A 15,385-nucleotide genomic window follows, 5' to 3' on the forward strand; every position below is an offset into this window, starting at 1 on the left:
GAAAGCGGGCCCCGGACGGAAGGTCGCACCGCGAGAAGCTCCCGCGACTTCCCCCCGGGAGGCGGGGGCACCCGGTCTCGGGGGGACAGCGGGAGGAGCGGTGGCAGGGCCACCACCGCGCGAAGCGCCGGGGGAAGGAGGGGCACCCTGCCCCGGGTCCGCCCCCGGCGGGGCGGGAGCGCCTCCACGGGGAGCACCCGGCGAGGCTGGAGCACCACCACGGGGGGCCTTCTGAGGGGCAGGGGCACCGCCGCGGGAAGCGGCCGGCGGGGCGCCCGCACCGGGGGTCGCACCGGGCGAGGCCGGCGCGGGACCGCCGCGAGAGGCGCCCGGGGGGCGGCTGCCCGGGGCGCCGGCGGCGGGCCTGCCCACCTCCCGGGAAGTGGTGATGGCGGCGATCGTGGCCTGCGCGGCGGCCGCGGCGGCGTGGAAGGCCGCCATCGCCTCCTCCGAGGCGGGGGGTGCGGCTGGACCAGCCGCCCCGCCCGGACCGGCTCTCCTGCCCGGAGGCGCGGCGGGACCGGCCGCACCGGCGGCGGGCTGGGCGCGGGCGCGGACGGAGGCGGCGTCATCGTCTGGGCGGATGGCGCCGAAGGTCACCGTCTGCTCGCCGGGAGATTCCTGGTCATCCGACGGGGGGCCGTCGGGTGGCTCCTGGGGGATGCCGACGAGGCGAGGGTCACGGCCACCACCCGATTGGGGGGGCCTGTTGGAAGCCGATTTCACGGTACTCGCTCCGCTCGAACCATCTCGACCTCCTGGCCGACCTTCACGACATCACCGACGATCACGATCGCAGGGGGCCGAATCTCAGCCGCGCTTACGCGCTCCGCCACGGTGGAGAGCGTGGCGTAAAGAGCGCGCTGGGTCGGAAGGGTACCGTCCTGTACCACCATTACGGGAGTTTCCGGCGAACGTCCGTTATAGAGCAATGTTTCGGCGATCACTCCGATCCGTTCGACCGCCATCATAAGCACCAGCGTGCCGCCGGATCTGGCGAGATTGGGCCAGTCGACCGTGGATCTCTCGTCGCCAGGCGGGACGTGTACGGAGACCACGTGGAATTCCTGGCTGACGCCGCGATGCGTCACGGGCACGTTCGCGGCGGCCGGCGCCGCGACCGGGCTGGTGATGCCCGGGACCACGACCACCGGGATGCCCTCGCGGGCGCAGGCGAGCAACTCCTCGCCGCCGCGGCCGAAGACGAACGGGTCGCCTCCCTTGAGCCGGACCACGAACTTGCCCTGTCTGGCGTGCTCGATCAGCAGCTCGTTGATCCTCTCCTGGGCCAGGTAGCGACCGTAGGGGATCTTCGCGGCGTCGATCAGCTCGACGTCCGGGGAGAGCTCGTCGAGCAGTGCCTGCGGGGCGAGCCGGTCGGCGACGACCACGTCGGCCTGGGCCAGCAGCTGCCGCCCGCGGACCGTGATCAGGCCGGGGTCGCCGGGGCCACCGCCGACCAGGGCGACGCCCACGGGCTTGGTGCGGTTGCGCCGGGCGTCGACCGTACCGTCCCTGAGGGCTCCCACGACGGCGTCCCTGATCCCGGCGGCGCGCCGGGGATCGCCTCCGGCGGTGATCGCCACACTGATCTCGTCCACCTTGCCGCTGGCCGGGGTCCAGGCCGCGGAGGCGTCCTTGTCGTCGGCGCGCACGCACCAGACCCGCTTCGCCTCGGCCTCCTCGGCCACGGCGGCGTTCACCTCGGGGTTGTCCGTGCAGGCCTGCACCAGCCAGGCCCCGTCGACGTCGCCGGCCTGGTAGCGCCTGGCCTCCCAGGTCACCCGGCCTGTCGCGATGAAATCGTCGAGGGCGTGCGTGACGCTCGTCGAGACGATGGTGACCAGTGCGCCCGCGTCGAGCAGCGCCGGCACACGCCGCTGGGCGACGCGCCCGCCGCCCACGACGAGCACCCGCCGCCCGGAGAGGCGCAAGCCGAGCAGGTAGGGCGACATGATGACCGATCTCCCGTTCACGAGGAATTGCGAATCATGACGTGCTTAGGAGGTAAACCTACCGGCTAACGGGGCTCTCTTTGCTGCACCTGTGTTAACAGGTGTCAAGAAAGGGCTGACTGTTGTCGACCGGTCGGCTTAAGACTTCCGCAGGTCAGGCTTCCTTGTCCGTCACACCGGCGGAATCGAAGGTCGCGACTTCGTGCATCACCCTGGCCGCAGCGCAGACGAGCGGGTGGGCGAGCAGGCCGCCGGTGCCCTCGCCGAGCCGGAGTTCCAACTCCACCAGGGGGCGCAGGCCCAGGTGATCCAGGGCCGCGGCGTGACCGGGTTCGGCCGAGCGGTGCCCGGCCACGCAGTGGTCGACGACGTCGGGCGCCAGTGCCGCCGCCGCCAGTGCCGCCGCTCCCGCGATGACACCGTCCAGGATGACCGGCACCCGCAGAGCGGCCCCGGCGAGGACGAATCCGGCGATCGCCGCGTGTTCCAGGCCGCCGACCGCGGCCAGCGTCTCCAGGGCGGACACCGGGGAGGCGGCGCCCGGCCCGCGCTCCAGACCGTTCACCCGGAGTGCCTCGCGGACCACCTCGACCTTGCGTTCCAGGGTCTCGCCGTCGATGCCGGTTCCCCTGCCGGTCACGGCCGCCGCTTCGTGTCCGGTGAACGCGCAGATCAACGCGGCCGAGGCGGTGGTGTTGGCGATGCCCATGTCTCCGGTGATCAGGCAGCGGGCGCCTCCGTCGACGAGACCCCGGGCATGGGCGATCCCGGCCTCCAGGGCCGCGACCGCCTGCTCGGGGGTCATCGCCGGTCCGCGGGACAGGTCGGCCGTACCGTACGCGATCTTACTGATCGTCAGTCCCGGCGCCGGGTCGAGGTCGGCGGCCACGCCGACGTCGACGACCGTCACCGAGGCTCCCACCTGGGCGGCGAAGGCGTTGGCCACGGCGCCGCCCGCGAGGAAGTTGCCGACCATCTGCAGGGTGACCTCCTGCGGCCACGGGGTCACGCCCCTGGCGTGGACACCGTGGTCGGCGGCGAAGATCGCCAGAGCCGCGGGAACCGGGAGTGGCGGCGGGCTGACCGCCGCGGCCCCGGCCAGCCGTATCGCCACCTCCTCCAGCGCGCCGAGCGCGCCCCTGGGCTTGGTCAGGCGGTCCTGGTGGGCTCGGGCCTCGGCGACGGCCGCCGGGTCGGCGGGACGAATCGCCGCGATGGTCTCCTGGAGGATGGTCATGCGCTTCAGTCTCCTCTAGAAACCAGCATTCGAAAAAACGCCGGAAACCGCATCACGGGATCACCACGCGATGCCGCTGAGCGCCTCCTCGTAGCGCTCGATGACCACGTCGGCCAGACCCTCGCAGTCGCCGATGACGTCGGCGCAGCGAACGTCCAGGTTGGCGTGGCCGGCGGCGTAGGCCATGGCCTGAGCCCAGACGCGGTCGAGCAGGCCGCCGGCGAAGAGCAGGTAGGGCACGACGATCACGCGCTTGGCGCCGAGGCGGCGGCAGCGCTCGATGCCGCCGGGGACGCCGGGCGGGGTGAGGGAGACGAACGCCGTCTCCACGGTCATGTACTCGTGGGCGTGGGTCTCCCAGAAGAGCCGGGAGACCCGGTGCACGTCGGCGTTGGACTCTGGGCTGGTGGAGCCGTCGCCGACCAGGACGACGGCGGTCTCGCCGATCTCGATGTGCTCGGGTTCGTCGTCGAGCGGCCCGGCGGCGGCGGGGACCAGCCGGAGGCTGGCGACCTCGGCGGCGGCGTCGGCCAGACGCTCGGCGAGCAGCGCGAGGACGCGGGGGTCGGAGCCCAGGGGACGGCCGTAGTCGCAGGTGAGCATGGGGTGTCTCTCCCGCTCGCGGGCCATCGCGGCAGGGATGTCCGTGCCGAGCCACACGTCGCCGGTGAGGCTCATCGGCTGGGCCACCATCCGGTGGTGCCCACGCGCGACCAACGAGGCGACGGAGTCGCTGAGGCGTGGCCTGGCCTTGCCGATGTAGCCCCCGGAGACGTCCGCCGCCGTCTGGTCCAGGCGGCAGCGGAGCCGATGGATGAACCTGCCGAATTCGGCGGATCCACCGTCGTTGTACGAGCCCTGCCCGATGAGCAGCAGCGGCGGTTTCGTGACTCCTCCGCTTCCCGAGGGGAGCGGCTTCTCGCTTCCCTCGACGGAGGTAGGCGACGGCCAAGCCCTGACCGCTTCAGACATCGGAACCGTAGCAGGGAGGCAATTCACCTGCCGGGTAAATCCGGCAGTCCCCTCGCTAAATATCATGGAAACAGGACTCCAATGACCTTGACCTGGGACTACGCAGTAGCGACTCGCGACAATATCCGATTTTGACACCGCATGAACAGGTAACGGATCGGTAAATTCTGTCTTTTCTTCCGCCGACCCGACGGATGGCGAGGATCGGATCGACCGCGGCGGGCGACGCTCCCCAGCGGGTCGGCCCATGTGGATCACACGCCCTGGCACGTTAGCCGGGCACGCGGGAGGCGTCCAGCACAGCCGTACCGGTGTTTCGGAGCCAGGTGCGCCCTCCCGGCCTCCGACCCGGAGGACGTCCTCCCGGGTCAGCGGATGACGACGACCTCCAGTGTGCGCGGGCCGTGCACGCCCTCCACCCGGTTCAGCTCGATGTCGCTGGTCGCGGAGGGACCGCTGATCCAGGTCAGCGGCCTGGACGGGTCGAGCCTGCCGACCGCCTCGGGAACGCCGGCCACGATCTGCCCGGCGCGCACGACGCACAGGTGATAGTCCGGTACCAGGGTCAGCGCCCGGCGCCCCTGCCCGGGGCCGGCGTCCAGCACGATCGTGCCGGTCTCCGCGATCGCCACGGCGCACCCGGTGACGACACCGTCAACCCCGTCCAACTCGGCCGCGCTCAGCGGCGGATCGTCGGTGACCGGTTCTCCGGGGACCCACTCGGACGGCAGCCCTTCGGGGACGACCAACCGGGTGGCGCCTCGGCGGGCCAGCGCCGCCGCGATCGTCGCGGCCGCCTCTCCCTCGTCCACCACGTGCACGACCGCCCGGTAGTCGGCCACCCGCTCGGCGAGCAGTTCCACCAGGCCCGTCGCGCGGGCCGGGTCCGGTGAGGTGCGGTAGGCGCGGGTTATCTCGACATCGCCGGCCCCGGCCACCGCGGAGCGGATCCGCGACAGGATCAGCTCCCTGCTGCCCGCAGCGGTCATTGAACGCCTCCGTCCGTACGGTCCCACCAGTCACGGAATGGCTCGGGAGGAATATCGGGAATGTCACGCGTGTCGGTCCAGGCCGACAGCGGGCCCGGCAGGCGTCCGGGGACGAATCTGCGCAGGCGGCCGCCGAGCCGCTGAGCGCGTGCCAGCCGCGCGGGGCGGTCGAACACCCACCCGGCGGCACGCATGCCCAGGCGCTCGACGCGTGCGTGGCGGACCTTGCCGCGCAGGTGGACCAGGACCTCGGGAATGTCGATCGCGACCGGGCAGGCGTCGAAGCAGGCGCCGCAGAGGGTCGAGGCGTACGGCAGCGACGCGTCCAGCTTCGAGGCGGTGCCGCGCAGCTGCGGGGTGAGGATCGCACCGATCGGTCCCGGATAGACCGAGCCGTACGCGTGGCCTCCGGCCCGCTCGTAGACCGGGCAGACGTTCAGGCAGGCCGAGCAGCGGATGCAGCGCAGCGCCTGACGGCCGATCTCGTCCGCCAGCACGTTCGTCCGGCCGTTGTCGAGCAGTACCAGGTGGAACTCCTGTCCCTCGACCGCGCCGGTCCAGGTGGAGGTGTAGGGGTTCATCCGCTCGCCGGTGGAGCTCCTGGGCAGCAGCTGGAGGAAGACCTCCAGGTCCTGCCAGCCGGGCAGCAGCTTCTCGATGCCGACCACGCTGATCAGCGTCTCGGGCAGGGTGAGGCACATCCGCCCGTTGCCCTCGGACTCCAGCACCACCAGCGTGCCGGTCTCGGCGATCATGAAGTTGGCGCCGGAGATCGCGACCCTGGTGGAAAGGAAGCGCTCGCGCAGGTGGAGCCGGGCGGCCTCGGCGAGGGCCCGGGGGTCGTCCGTCAGGTCCTCCGGTGCGGCGCGCCCCCAGTCGGCCATCCTCTCCCGGAAGATCTCGCGGATCTCCGCGCGGTTGCGGTGGATCGCCGGGACCAGGATGTGCGAGGGCCAGTCGTCGCCGAGCTGGACGATCAGCTCGGCCAGGTCGGTCTCGTAGGCGGTGATGCCCTCCAGTTCGAGTGCCTCGTTGAGGCCGATCTCCTGGGTCGCCATCGACTTGACCTTGACCACACTGGTCTCGCCGGTGGCCTTGACCAGGTCGGCGACGATCCGGTTGGCCTCCTTGGCGTCGGCCGCCCAGTGAACGTGGCCGCCCGCCGCGGTGACCGCCTCCTCCATGCGCACCAGGTAGTGCTCCAGATTGCGCAGGGTGTGGTCCTTGATCTCCTTGCCCGCCCGGCGGAGCTCGGCCCAGTCGGGCAGCTCACCGACCACGGCGGCCCGCTTGCCGCGGATCGTGTGGGTGGCCTTGCGGAGGTTGTACCTGAGCTGCGAGTCCCGCACGGCGACCGCGGCGTTCGCGGGGAAGGCCGGCATGCCGAGGAACGTGGCGCTCCCGCTCATCCGCGCACCGCCCTGTCGTCGCCGCTCTCCGTGGCGGCGAGGATCTCGGCGAGGTGCATGATCCGTACACCGGCGCGCTGGCGTGCCAGGGCGCCGCCGATGTGCATCAGGCAGGAGTTGTCGGCCGCGCACAGCACCTCGGCACCGGTGGTCACGACATTGTGCACCTTGTCCGCGCACATGGCGGCGGAGATCGCCGGGTTCTTCAGCGCGAAGGTGCCGCCGAAGCCGCAGCACTCGTCCGCTCCGCGGAGCGGGACCAGCTCCAGGCCCCTGACCTGCTCAAGCAGGCGGGTGGGCCGGTCCTGCAGGCGGAGGCCGCGCAGCGAGTGGCAGGTCGGGTGGTAGGTCACCCGGTGCGGGAAGTAGGCGCCGACGTCGGTGACGCCGAGGACGTCGACGAGGAACTCCGAGAGCTCGTAGACCTTCGGCACCGTCTCGGCCACCTCCGCGGCGAACGGACCGGGCGGGGGCCTCTCCCCCACGGGGGCTCCGGCGGGGGCCGGGGTGCGGGCCAGACGCGGATACTGCTCGCGGACCATCGCGGCGCACGACCCGGACGGCGCGACGACCGCGTCGTAGGAGGCGAAGACGTCCACGAAGTGCCGCGCGAGCCGCCTGCCCTCCTCGGGGTATCCCGTGTTGACGTGCATCTGGCCACAGCAGGTCTGCGCCCGCGGGAACTCGACGTCACATCCGAGGCGACGCAGCAGCGTGACGACCGCCCGCCCGGTGCCGGGAAAGAGCGTGTCGTTCACGCAGGTGATGAACAGGGCGACGCGCACGGTACTCCTTACGCTTTATGGTCAGACCATAGTATGGTCTGACCATATTCCCTCACAAGAGGAGGCCCCCTTGGGCGGTTGGCAACCGGTCCGGCGCACCCGGGCGTTCGAGGACGTGATCGCCCAGATCGAGCGACGCATCGCGGACGACGGGCTCACGGTCGGCGACCGCCTGCCCGGCGAGCGGCAACTGGCCGAGCAACTGCGGGTGAGCCGGTCGTCCGTACGCGAGGCGATGCGGGTTCTGGAGACGCTGGGCGTGGTGTCGTCGCAGGTCGGGCGGGGGCCGGACGCGGGGGCCTGCCTCATCTCCAGACCCGCGGACGCCCTGAGCGACCTGCTCAGACTCCACCTCGGGCTGTCGAACCTGTCGCTGGCGGAGGTCGTCGACGCCCGACTGATGATCGAACAGTGGTCCGCCGCGCATGCCGCCGCACAGGGGGCGGACCTGTCGGCCATGACCGCCGCGCTGGAGAGGATGGACGCCTCGACGACCGCGGAGGAGTTCGTCGAGCACGACACGGCCTTCCACGTGGCCATCGCCGAGGCGTCGGGCAACAGGCTGACCACCGCCATGATGCTCTCGCTGCGTGACTCGCTCCGCCGCTACGCGGTCGGCGCGGTCGAGCGCCTCGGCGACACGTCAGGGCTGATGGCCGATCATCATCGGATCCACCGGGCCATCGTCGCCGGGGACGCGGCGGGGGCCGCCGCCGCCGTCGAGGCCCACCTGCTGCGGGCCTACCCCGGCATCTCACGGTCCCCACGGGCCGAGGAAGAGGGGCCGGACGGGCAGCACGGGCGGCTTGACCGAGTCGGCTGACCTGCAGGTGGCGCCCGAGCAGGAGACCAGTGCGTCGAGCTGCTGGTTGAACTGGGCGATCACGGAGAGCGGGGTCTCGGCGGCGATGTTGCGGAGCTGGTAGGGATCCGCGACGAGGTCGTAGAGCTGGTACTCGCCGGTCGAGTAGCGGACGAAGGTGTGCCAGGCGGTCCGCATGCCCTGGTAGGCCGGGACCGGGGTCTGGCGGGCCGAACCCGGGTCCGTCGGGCGGTTGAACTCCAGCAGCACGTTCTGGCGCCACGAGGGCGGCGTGCGGCCCCGCAGGAGCGGCAGCAGGGAGCGGCCCTCGACGAAGTCGGGGAGCGTGACACCGGCCAGCTGGGCGAACGTCGGGGCCAGGTCCACCGTGGAGGCCATGTCGCCGACGACGTGGCCCGCCGGCACACCGGGGCCGCGGACCAGGAGCGGCACCTTGATGGACTCGTCGAAGGGGGTGGTCTTGCCCTGGGCGAGCCGGTGCTGGCCCTGATGGAACCCGTTATCGGAGGCGAAAAAGATATACGTTCCATCCAGCTTGCCGGCGACCCTGAGGGACTCGATCAGGGCGCCCACCATGTCGTCCACGCCGAGCATGGCCCGGAGCCGGTCGCGGTAGTGCCGGTCGATCTTCTGGACCTTCTTGGCGTCGAACTGCGGGAGCGACCTGAGCCAGAGCGGCTCGGCGCTGACATCCGGCTGGTTGAAGGACGGGGTGCGCGGAGCCACCGCCCCGGCGAAGGCGGCCTCGTGCCGGGGGGCGTGGTTGGCGGGATTGTGCGGGGCGATCGGGGCGAGGTAGAGGAAGAACGGGTCGTCGCCCGGCTGGGAGACGAACGCCCCCGCCTTCGCACTGAGCACGTCGGCCAGGTAGTCCTCCGGCGCGAAGCCGTAGGCCCGCAGCGCGCCGTTCTCGTTGAGCGTGTAGCCGTACTCCTCGTAGAGCCTGCGCACCGGCACGTCCCACTCGTCCCAGCCGGGTGGCACGTAGGTGGCGGCGGTGGCGCCGCCGGGGTAGTGGTTGAGGTACTTGCCCATCAGGCCGGTGCGGTAGCCGGCCGACTTCATCCAGGTCCCGAGCGTGGAACGTTCCAGACCGGTCGTGTGGTACTTGGTGAAACCGCCCTCGGGGGCGGTGTTGGTCAGCACTCCGTGGCTGTGCACGTACTGGGAGCGCATGATCGACGCGCGTGACGGGCAGCACCAGGAGTTCGGCACGAAGAACCTGTCAAAGCTGGTGCCGCTCCTGGCAAGGAGGTTTGAGATGTTGGGAAATTTCTGGAGATCCCCCGCATCCAGATCGTCAACGAGGACCAGCACGATGTTGGGCCGCTCCGCCGCGTGCGCCACGGCCGGGATCGCTCCCGTGACGGCGAGGGCGAGCAGAAAGATCAGGGAGAGGAGCTTGCGAGCTGCATAGAGCACAGATGGACGCTTCCCGGGAGACCGAATTTCGACACCTCACACTCGACCGACCAATGTAGAACGTGTTCTAATTGCGGGGCGTGTCCGGCCTTACGTTGCGAGGAGACCCGGTGAGTACCGACCTGAGACTCGGCCTGAACCTCGGCTACTGGCAGCGCGACGCCGACGACGCCACCGAACTCGTCCAGGCCGCGGAACGGCTGGGGTACGAGTCCGTCTGGACCGCGGAAGCCTACGGTAGCGACGCCTTCACCCCGCTGGCCTGGTACGGCGCGCGGACGTCCCGCATCAAACTGGGCACATCGGTGGTGCAGATCTCCGCCAGGACCCCGGCGGCGACCGCGATGACCGCGATGACCCTCGATCACCTCACCGGCGGGCGGCTGCTGCTCGGCATCGGCGCGTCCGGCCCCCAGGTGGTCGAGGGCTGGTACGGCCGGCCGTTCCCCAAGCCGCTGGCCCGCACCCGCGAGTACGTCGAGATCATGCGCAAGGTCTGGCGCCGCGAGGAGCCGGTGACCAGCGACGGCGAGCACTATCCCCTGCCCTACCCGGGCGGCGCGAACCTCGGCAAGCCGCTGAAGCTGATCACCCACCCGCTCCGCGGCGAGATCCCCCTCTATCTCGGCGCGGAGGGTCCGAAGAACGTCGCGCTCGCCGCCGAGATCGCCGACGGCTGGCTGCCGCTCTTCGTGTTCCCCGAGAAGATCGAACGGATGTACGGCCCCTCGCTCGCCGGCGCCGGGCCTGACTTCGACATCGCCGCCATGGTCATGACACTGATCACCGACGATGTCAGGGCTGCGCTGGACGGGGTGAAGATGATGCTGACCCTCTACATCGGCGGCATGGGCGCCAAGAGCCGCAACTTCCACGCCGACATCATCGGCAGGATGGGCTACGCCGAGGCCGCCGAGGAGATCCAGGCGCTCTACCTGGCCGGGCGCAGGGACGAGGCGTTCAACGCGATCCCCGACGAGCTGGCCGACGGCATCTCCCTGGTCGGCCCGGTGGGCCGCATCCGCGAACGCCTGGAGCTGTGGCGCAAGAGCCCGGTGAGCAACCTCCTGGTGATGGGCCCCCGCGACGAGGCCTCCCTGCGGACGATCCGGGACCTGGTCCTGGGCTGACGTCCCGGACAGCCCCACCTCGCCCCCGCAGGAGTGGCCCGGATCCGGCAGGCGCCCCGCCGCCCCCTCCCGGGCGGCGGGGCGAAAGATCACTTCCTGACGCCGAGTTCCCCGACCCAGCCGGAGCTCTCGTAGGCGACCTTGAAGCCCTTGCGGATGGGAACGAACACGGAGTTGGCGGTGCCCGCTCGGGGCTTCTCGTCCGGGCCGTCGTAGCGGAAGGCCAGCAGGCGCGCCCCCGACTCGTCGATGACCAGGGTGTGGTGGCCGTTGGCGGTGGTGACCGCGGTGCCCTTGCGACCGAGCGGGTCGAGAACCTCCTGCTTCAGCACGAGTCCTGGCTGGTCGGCCAGGATGCGCAGCATCGAGGCGCGCGTGGCCGCGCTCGTCGGCATGGACAGCAGGTGGCGCGCCGCATCGAAGGCGAAGTCTGCGAACGGCCCCTCACGGTGCGCCGAGCGGAGCCAGCGCTCAAGTCCCTCGACGTCGCCGGGCAGCTTCTGCTCCTCCCCCACGGTCAGTGTCTTGGCACCGAGCCCTATTTGCAGGATCATGGCGAAGTCACTGGTCTCAGGGGAGGGCCACAGGGACGGTGATCCCTTGGCCTTCCACGCCGCCTCGTCGGAGGAGGTCTCGAAGGTGATCTTGACGTCCTGATTGGATGAGCTCCGCCCCTTTCGGCCGTCGGACCAGATCTCGTCGGTGTGGGCGACGACCGCGCCGGCCCCGACCGGCTCGAAGGTCCGGCTGCGCTCGAACCAGTACCGGCCCTGCGGGGTAACCTCACTCGCCGCCGTCTCCGCGCCCGCCAGCAGGAACGACCGGGCGTCAAGCGTGACCACCGGTGCGCCGGGCGTGGCGGCGGAGCCGGCGAGCGGGGTGACGAGCTCGGCGGTCCGGCCGCCGCCCGGTCCCCGCAACCCGATCGTCCCCGTCACGACGGCCGGCGCCGTCACCGCCGCGGCCAGCCCGACGAGGGCGCCGACCAGTGCGACCTTCGGGGCGAGACGGAACCCCGGTCGGAAGGTGGGCCGGAACAGGGAGCGGGGCCGGGGCCTGGCCTCCGCGAAGGCGCGGGCGAGGTCCGCCTCGCGGCGGCGCCGGTGGGCGTCCTCGGTGAGGGCGTCCGGGCGTAGCGCGCGGACCCGCTCGTCAACGTCGTTCATCTGATACCTCCAGTTGGGAGACCCCGGGCCTGGAACCCGGGGTGGGGCGCGGCGCGGTGCCGCAGGGGATCGGTGAGGTGAGATCGAGCGCCTGGGACAGGCGGCGGCGGGCGCGGTACAGGCGGACCGTGAACGCGCGGGCCGAGCATCCGGCGAGCCTGGCGGCATCGGCCGGGGCGAGGCCGTACCAGCTGGCCAGGACCACGGCCTCGACGTCCTGCTCGGACAGGTCGGCCAGCGCCGCCAGCGCGGCCTCGCGCTCGGCGACCTGGTCGGCCACGTCGCCCGCCGGGGCCAGTTCGGCCAGCCTTTCGGCCAGTGCCCGCTTCCGCAGCCCGGAACGCCGCTGCGCGCGCAGCAGGTTGCGGGCGGTGCCGAGCAACCACGGCAGCGGAGACTCGGGCAGGCGTTCCAGCTGCCGCCAGGCGATCAGAAACGTCTCGCTCGCGACGTCCTCGGCCTCCTGCCGTTCGGCACGGAGCAGCGCGTAGCCGAGCACGCTGCGATAGTGCCGGTCGTACAGCGCGGTGAATCGCGCTTCTGGATCATCCACACCCAGTAGTGCCTTTCCGTGCGCCCCGATCACCGGCGGGGCGAAAAAACATCCGGCTCATCCGCCGGACATCCTGTGCCGGAAGCCGGGCCCGCCCGCCACCGGCCAGGTTTGTCAGTGAATGCCGGACCGTTGCCCGGCACCGGGCTGGCAGAATCCATCGGGTGACGATTCGGGTGCTCATCGCTGACGACCAGGAACTGGTGCGGACCGGGTTCCAGATGATTCTGGACGCCCAGCAGGACATGGAGGTCCTGGCGACGGCCGCCAACGGAGCCGAGGCCGTCGAGCTGGCCCGGAGGCTGCGGCCCGACGTCTGCCTGCTGGACATCCGGATGCCCAAGCTGGACGGCCTGGAGGCCACCCGCCTGCTGGCCGGGCCGGGAGTGCCCGACCCGATGAAGGTGGTCATCGTCACGACCTTCGATTTGGACGAGTACGTCTACGGAGCGCTGCGCGCCGGGGCGACCGGTTTCCTGCTCAAGGACAGCGGGCCGACCCTGCTCATCGAGGCGATCCGGGCCGCGGCGGCGGGGGACGCGCTGGTGTCGCCCTCGGTGACCGTACGCCTGCTCGAACACCTGGCCCACCCGCGGGCCGGTGCCCTCCGGCCGCCCCGCGAGCCGCTCACCGAGCGCGAGCTGGACGTCGTGCGCCTGGTGGCCAGGGGACGGACCAACCAGGAGGTCGCCGCCGAGCTGTTCGTCTCGCTGTCGACGGTGAAGACGCACCTGGGAAGCATCCAGGCGAAGCTCGGCGCCAGGAACCGGGTGGAGATCGCCGCGTGGGCCTGGGAATCGGGCACCGTGAGCTGAGCGAGCCGAGTCGGCCGAGTGGACAGCCGAGTGGACAGAGTGGTCCGAGTGGGCTGATTAGCGAAAGGGCTGACGGGATAGAAAAAGGGCAGGTCCTCAGCGCATGGCGGGGGGGAGATATACATGCGCTCTATCCCATCTCTACAGAAAAGGTCGGCTTCGGCCGTCTATTTCACCCTCACCGCCCTGGTGATCGCGACCGCCGCCCTGGCGGTGTTCGAACAGGCCCGCGGCCGACGCCTCGTCCTGGAGATCTCGAAACTCGGCGGCGACCCCCACGCCCCCGGTGCCGACGCGATCTTCGGCGCGGTGACGGTCTTCGCCATCCTGATCATTTTCTTCGCCGCGGCCGCGATCGCCGCCGTCGTCGCGTACCTGAACTGGCTGCTCCGTGCCCAGCAGTGCGCCGACCGGCCCGCGGTGGTCACCGTCCTGGCGAGCTGGTTCGTGCCGGTGGTCAACCTCGTCGCGCCCGCCGTGCTGGTCGACCGACTGTGGTGGGCCTCCCGCCCGCCGGCCGACCGCCGCCCGCGCTGGCGGGCGCTGCTCGCCGCCTGGTGGCTGAGCTGGCTGGTCGCGCTCACCGTGATGCTGGTACGGCTCTGGCCGGGCGTGTCCCAGCCGAGCACCGGCCTGACCGGTTTCGGCCCGCCCGAGCTGACCGCCGTCACGGTCGCCGCGCTGCTCTGCGCGGCGACGGTCCGGCAGATCACCGGGATCCAGACCGCGGGTGCCAGGCACCGGCGCCGGATCCCGGCGAACCGTCCGGAGCGTGCCGGACGCCGGGGCGGGGTGAGATCCTGGAGCGTGGCCGCGGCCTGGGAGTCAGTCCCAGGCCCTGATCAGCAGCCAGCCCTCGCCCGCGGTGTCGAACCGGAGCTCGTAGGTGCCGAGACGGCCACCGGTGGCGGCCTCGGCCCGCCAGAACCGGCGCTCGCCCGGATCGCTGTCGGAGACCTTCCACCACTCGCGCGCGACAACCCAGTGGTCGAGGATCCGGTGGACCGTGTAGAGCTGGTCGCGCCAGGCGAACCGGACGGGCCGTCCCTCGCGGGTCCACACCTCGACAGGGTCGCCGTAGAGTCGGTTCAAGACGCCTCTTCTCCCCGGGGCTTCGGATGAGTGCCCGGGGGAAGGCGGGCCTGTCGTGTCGAACATACGTTCTCATCGAGCCGGGCGCAAGTCGCCCATCTGCCGTACCAGCGGGTTGACGTCCACCGAGTTGCGGATGCTGAAGGTCACGCTGCCCGCGCGGTAGCGGTCGTCGGACCACTCGACGGGCCGGCCCTCGTGGGTGGTGGTGACCCGGCGCTGACGCAGCAGCGGGCTGCCCCTGCGCACGGCCAGCAGCCTGGAGTCCTGCACGCCGGCCGCCACCGCGTCGATGAGGTGCTCGCCGTAGGCGAAGACGAGGCCGACGCTGTCGTAGAGGGCCTGGGTGATCGACTCGCAACCGGGTTCGATCCGCTCGACGGCCGGGGCGATCCACCCGGCGTAGGTGGTGCGCTCCAGCATCACCGGCTCGCCCTCCAGGGAACGCAGCCGCAGCACCGACAGCACCGGTTCGCCCGGTTGGATCGCCAGCCGTGCCGCCTCGGTGGCGTCGGCGCCCCTGCGACACTGGCGTAGCACCTGCCCGCTGACCCGGTAGCCCATCGCCCGCGCCCACTGGGCGAAACTGTGCAGCTCGGCGAAGCTCTGGCTGCGCTCGCGGCCGAGCACGATGCGCCTGGCCCCCTGCCGGGAACCGACCAGCCCCTCGGTGGCGAGCACCGCGACGGCCTGGCGGATCGTGCCCCGGGACGCCGCGAAGCCGGCGGCCAACTCGGCCTCCGAGGGTAGCTGTGCCCCCACGGCGTACTCGCCTCGCATGATCGCGTCGCGCAGCCTCTCCGCGATGCCCAGGTAACGGGGGGTCACGCCCAGCCCCTTTCTCCCGCGCCCCCGAACGACGGGATTCCTTCTCGCGTCCCCTTCGGGACACCCGCGAACGCCCGGTGACCGCCCAACCTCGCCTCGCCTCCCAGAACCGTCCTCACCTCCGGCCCCGCTCCCACCACTGCTCCCACCACTGCTCCCACCACTGCTCCCACCACTGCTCCCACCACTGTTCCCGACGACGGGCGCGA

Annotated in this window: 14 protein-coding genes and 1 pseudogene; 4 read left to right on the forward strand and 11 right to left on the reverse strand. The window is 71.4% G+C overall.

The genetic code is table 11. The features are described 5' to 3' along the window. Positions 1-722: 722 nt before the first annotated feature. From cobA to AB0J58_RS27340, 6 genes are all read right to left on the reverse strand, one after another. Positions 723-1,955, reverse strand: a complete 1,233-nt coding sequence (gene cobA, locus AB0J58_RS27315; RefSeq protein WP_364220604.1) for a uroporphyrinogen-III C-methyltransferase — start codon at positions 1,953-1,955, stop codon at positions 723-725. Between the two features lie 154 nt (positions 1,956-2,109). Next, positions 2,110-3,192 carry a nicotinate-nucleotide--dimethylbenzimidazole phosphoribosyltransferase gene (gene cobT / locus AB0J58_RS27320; protein ID WP_364220508.1) on the reverse strand — a complete coding sequence of 361 codons (1,083 nt, stop codon included), beginning with the start codon at positions 3,190-3,192 and terminating at the stop codon, positions 2,110-2,112. Between the two features lie 60 nt (positions 3,193-3,252). After that, on the reverse strand, positions 3,253-4,164 hold the full coding sequence (locus AB0J58_RS27325) for a sirohydrochlorin chelatase (protein ID WP_364220511.1): 912 nt from the start codon (positions 4,162-4,164) through the stop codon (positions 3,253-3,255). Positions 4,165-4,532: 368 nt separating this feature from the next. Further along, positions 4,533-5,153, reverse strand: a complete 621-nt coding sequence (locus tag AB0J58_RS27330) for an LUD domain-containing protein (RefSeq protein ID WP_364220514.1) — start codon at positions 5,151-5,153, stop codon at positions 4,533-4,535. Continuing rightward, positions 5,150-6,562, reverse strand: coding sequence for a lactate utilization protein B (locus AB0J58_RS27335; RefSeq protein ID WP_364220517.1), 1,413 nt, complete (start codon positions 6,560-6,562; stop codon positions 5,150-5,152). Before AB0J58_RS27335 ends, AB0J58_RS27330 begins: the two co-directional genes overlap by 4 nt. Next, positions 6,559-7,347, reverse strand: a complete 789-nt coding sequence (locus tag AB0J58_RS27340) for a (Fe-S)-binding protein (RefSeq protein ID WP_364220520.1) — start codon at positions 7,345-7,347, stop codon at positions 6,559-6,561. Before AB0J58_RS27340 ends, AB0J58_RS27335 begins: the two co-directional genes overlap by 4 nt. Before the next feature lie 70 nt (positions 7,348-7,417). Between AB0J58_RS27340 and AB0J58_RS27345 the strand changes: the two genes are divergently transcribed. Continuing rightward, positions 7,418-8,170, forward strand: coding sequence for an FCD domain-containing protein (locus tag AB0J58_RS27345; protein ID WP_343966778.1), 753 nt, complete (start codon positions 7,418-7,420; stop codon positions 8,168-8,170). Here AB0J58_RS27345 and AB0J58_RS27350 read toward each other — a convergent pair. Then, complete coding sequence (locus tag AB0J58_RS27350) at positions 8,102-9,592, reverse strand: sulfatase (protein ID WP_364220523.1); 1,491 nt, start codon at positions 9,590-9,592, stop codon at positions 8,102-8,104. The genes AB0J58_RS27345 and AB0J58_RS27350 overlap by 69 nt on opposite strands. A gap of 110 nt (positions 9,593-9,702) precedes the next feature. Here AB0J58_RS27350 and AB0J58_RS27355 point away from each other — a divergent pair, with 110 nt between their 5' ends. After that, positions 9,703-10,722, forward strand: a complete 1,020-nt coding sequence (locus AB0J58_RS27355; RefSeq protein WP_364220526.1) for an LLM class F420-dependent oxidoreductase — start codon at positions 9,703-9,705, stop codon at positions 10,720-10,722. A gap of 89 nt (positions 10,723-10,811) precedes the next feature. On the opposite strand, the gene AB0J58_RS27360 is transcribed toward AB0J58_RS27355, so the two are convergent. Together AB0J58_RS27360 and AB0J58_RS27365 are read right to left on the reverse strand one after the other, a co-directional pair. Beyond that, on the reverse strand, positions 10,812-11,888 hold the full coding sequence (locus AB0J58_RS27360) for a hypothetical protein (RefSeq protein WP_364220529.1): 1,077 nt from the start codon (positions 11,886-11,888) through the stop codon (positions 10,812-10,814). Continuing rightward, positions 11,875-12,441, reverse strand: a complete 567-nt coding sequence (locus AB0J58_RS27365; protein ID WP_343966786.1) for an RNA polymerase sigma factor — start codon at positions 12,439-12,441, stop codon at positions 11,875-11,877. Before AB0J58_RS27365 ends, AB0J58_RS27360 begins: the two co-directional genes overlap by 14 nt. Before the next feature lie 164 nt (positions 12,442-12,605). Here AB0J58_RS27365 and AB0J58_RS27370 point away from each other — a divergent pair, with 164 nt between their 5' ends. Together AB0J58_RS27370 and AB0J58_RS27375 are read left to right on the forward strand one after the other, a co-directional pair. Next, the gene (locus AB0J58_RS27370; protein WP_364220533.1) at positions 12,606-13,256 is read left to right on the forward strand and encodes a response regulator transcription factor; all 651 of its coding nucleotides are present in this window, start codon (positions 12,606-12,608) and stop codon (positions 13,254-13,256) included. Between the two features lie 123 nt (positions 13,257-13,379). After that, a pseudogene (locus tag AB0J58_RS27375) lies at positions 13,380-13,955 on the forward strand (DUF4328 domain-containing protein); the annotation flags it as partial. A 126-nt stretch (positions 13,956-14,081) separates the two neighbouring features. On the opposite strand, the gene AB0J58_RS27380 reads toward AB0J58_RS27375, so the two are convergent. Together AB0J58_RS27380 and AB0J58_RS27385 are read right to left on the reverse strand one after the other, a co-directional pair. Further along, entirely contained in the window at positions 14,082-14,414 is a 333-nt protein-coding gene (locus tag AB0J58_RS27380) for a DUF6504 family protein (RefSeq protein WP_364220607.1), read from the reverse strand. A gap of 6 nt (positions 14,415-14,420) precedes the next feature. Beyond that, on the reverse strand, positions 14,421-15,176 hold the full coding sequence (locus AB0J58_RS27385) for a GntR family transcriptional regulator (protein WP_364220536.1): 756 nt from the start codon (positions 15,174-15,176) through the stop codon (positions 14,421-14,423). Between the last annotated feature and the right edge of the window lie 209 nt (positions 15,177-15,385).

Source organism: Streptosporangium sp. NPDC049644 (assembly GCF_040675205.1).
Lineage (GTDB): Bacteria > Actinomycetota > Actinomycetes > Streptosporangiales > Streptosporangiaceae > Streptosporangium > Streptosporangium fukuiense.

Excerpts from the sequence above, each read along its gene's own strand:
- cobA (WP_364220604.1), bottom strand. The coding sequence starts at position 1,955 with ATGTCGCCCTACCTGCTCGGCTTGCGCCTCTCCGGGCGGCGGGTGCTC.
- cobT (WP_364220508.1), bottom strand. The coding sequence starts at position 3,192 with ATGACCATCCTCCAGGAGACCATCGCGGCGATTCGTCCCGCCGACCCG.
- AB0J58_RS27325 (WP_364220511.1), bottom strand. The coding sequence starts at position 4,164 with ATGTCTGAAGCGGTCAGGGCTTGGCCGTCGCCTACCTCCGTCGAGGGA.
- AB0J58_RS27330 (WP_364220514.1), bottom strand. The coding sequence starts at position 5,153 with ATGACCGCTGCGGGCAGCAGGGAGCTGATCCTGTCGCGGATCCGCTCC.
- AB0J58_RS27335 (WP_364220517.1), bottom strand. The coding sequence starts at position 6,562 with ATGAGCGGGAGCGCCACGTTCCTCGGCATGCCGGCCTTCCCCGCGAAC.
- AB0J58_RS27360 (WP_364220529.1), bottom strand. The coding sequence starts at position 11,888 with ATGAACGACGTTGACGAGCGGGTCCGCGCGCTACGCCCGGACGCCCTC.
- AB0J58_RS27380 (WP_364220607.1), bottom strand. The coding sequence starts at position 14,414 with ATGTTCGACACGACAGGCCCGCCTTCCCCCGGGCACTCATCCGAAGCC.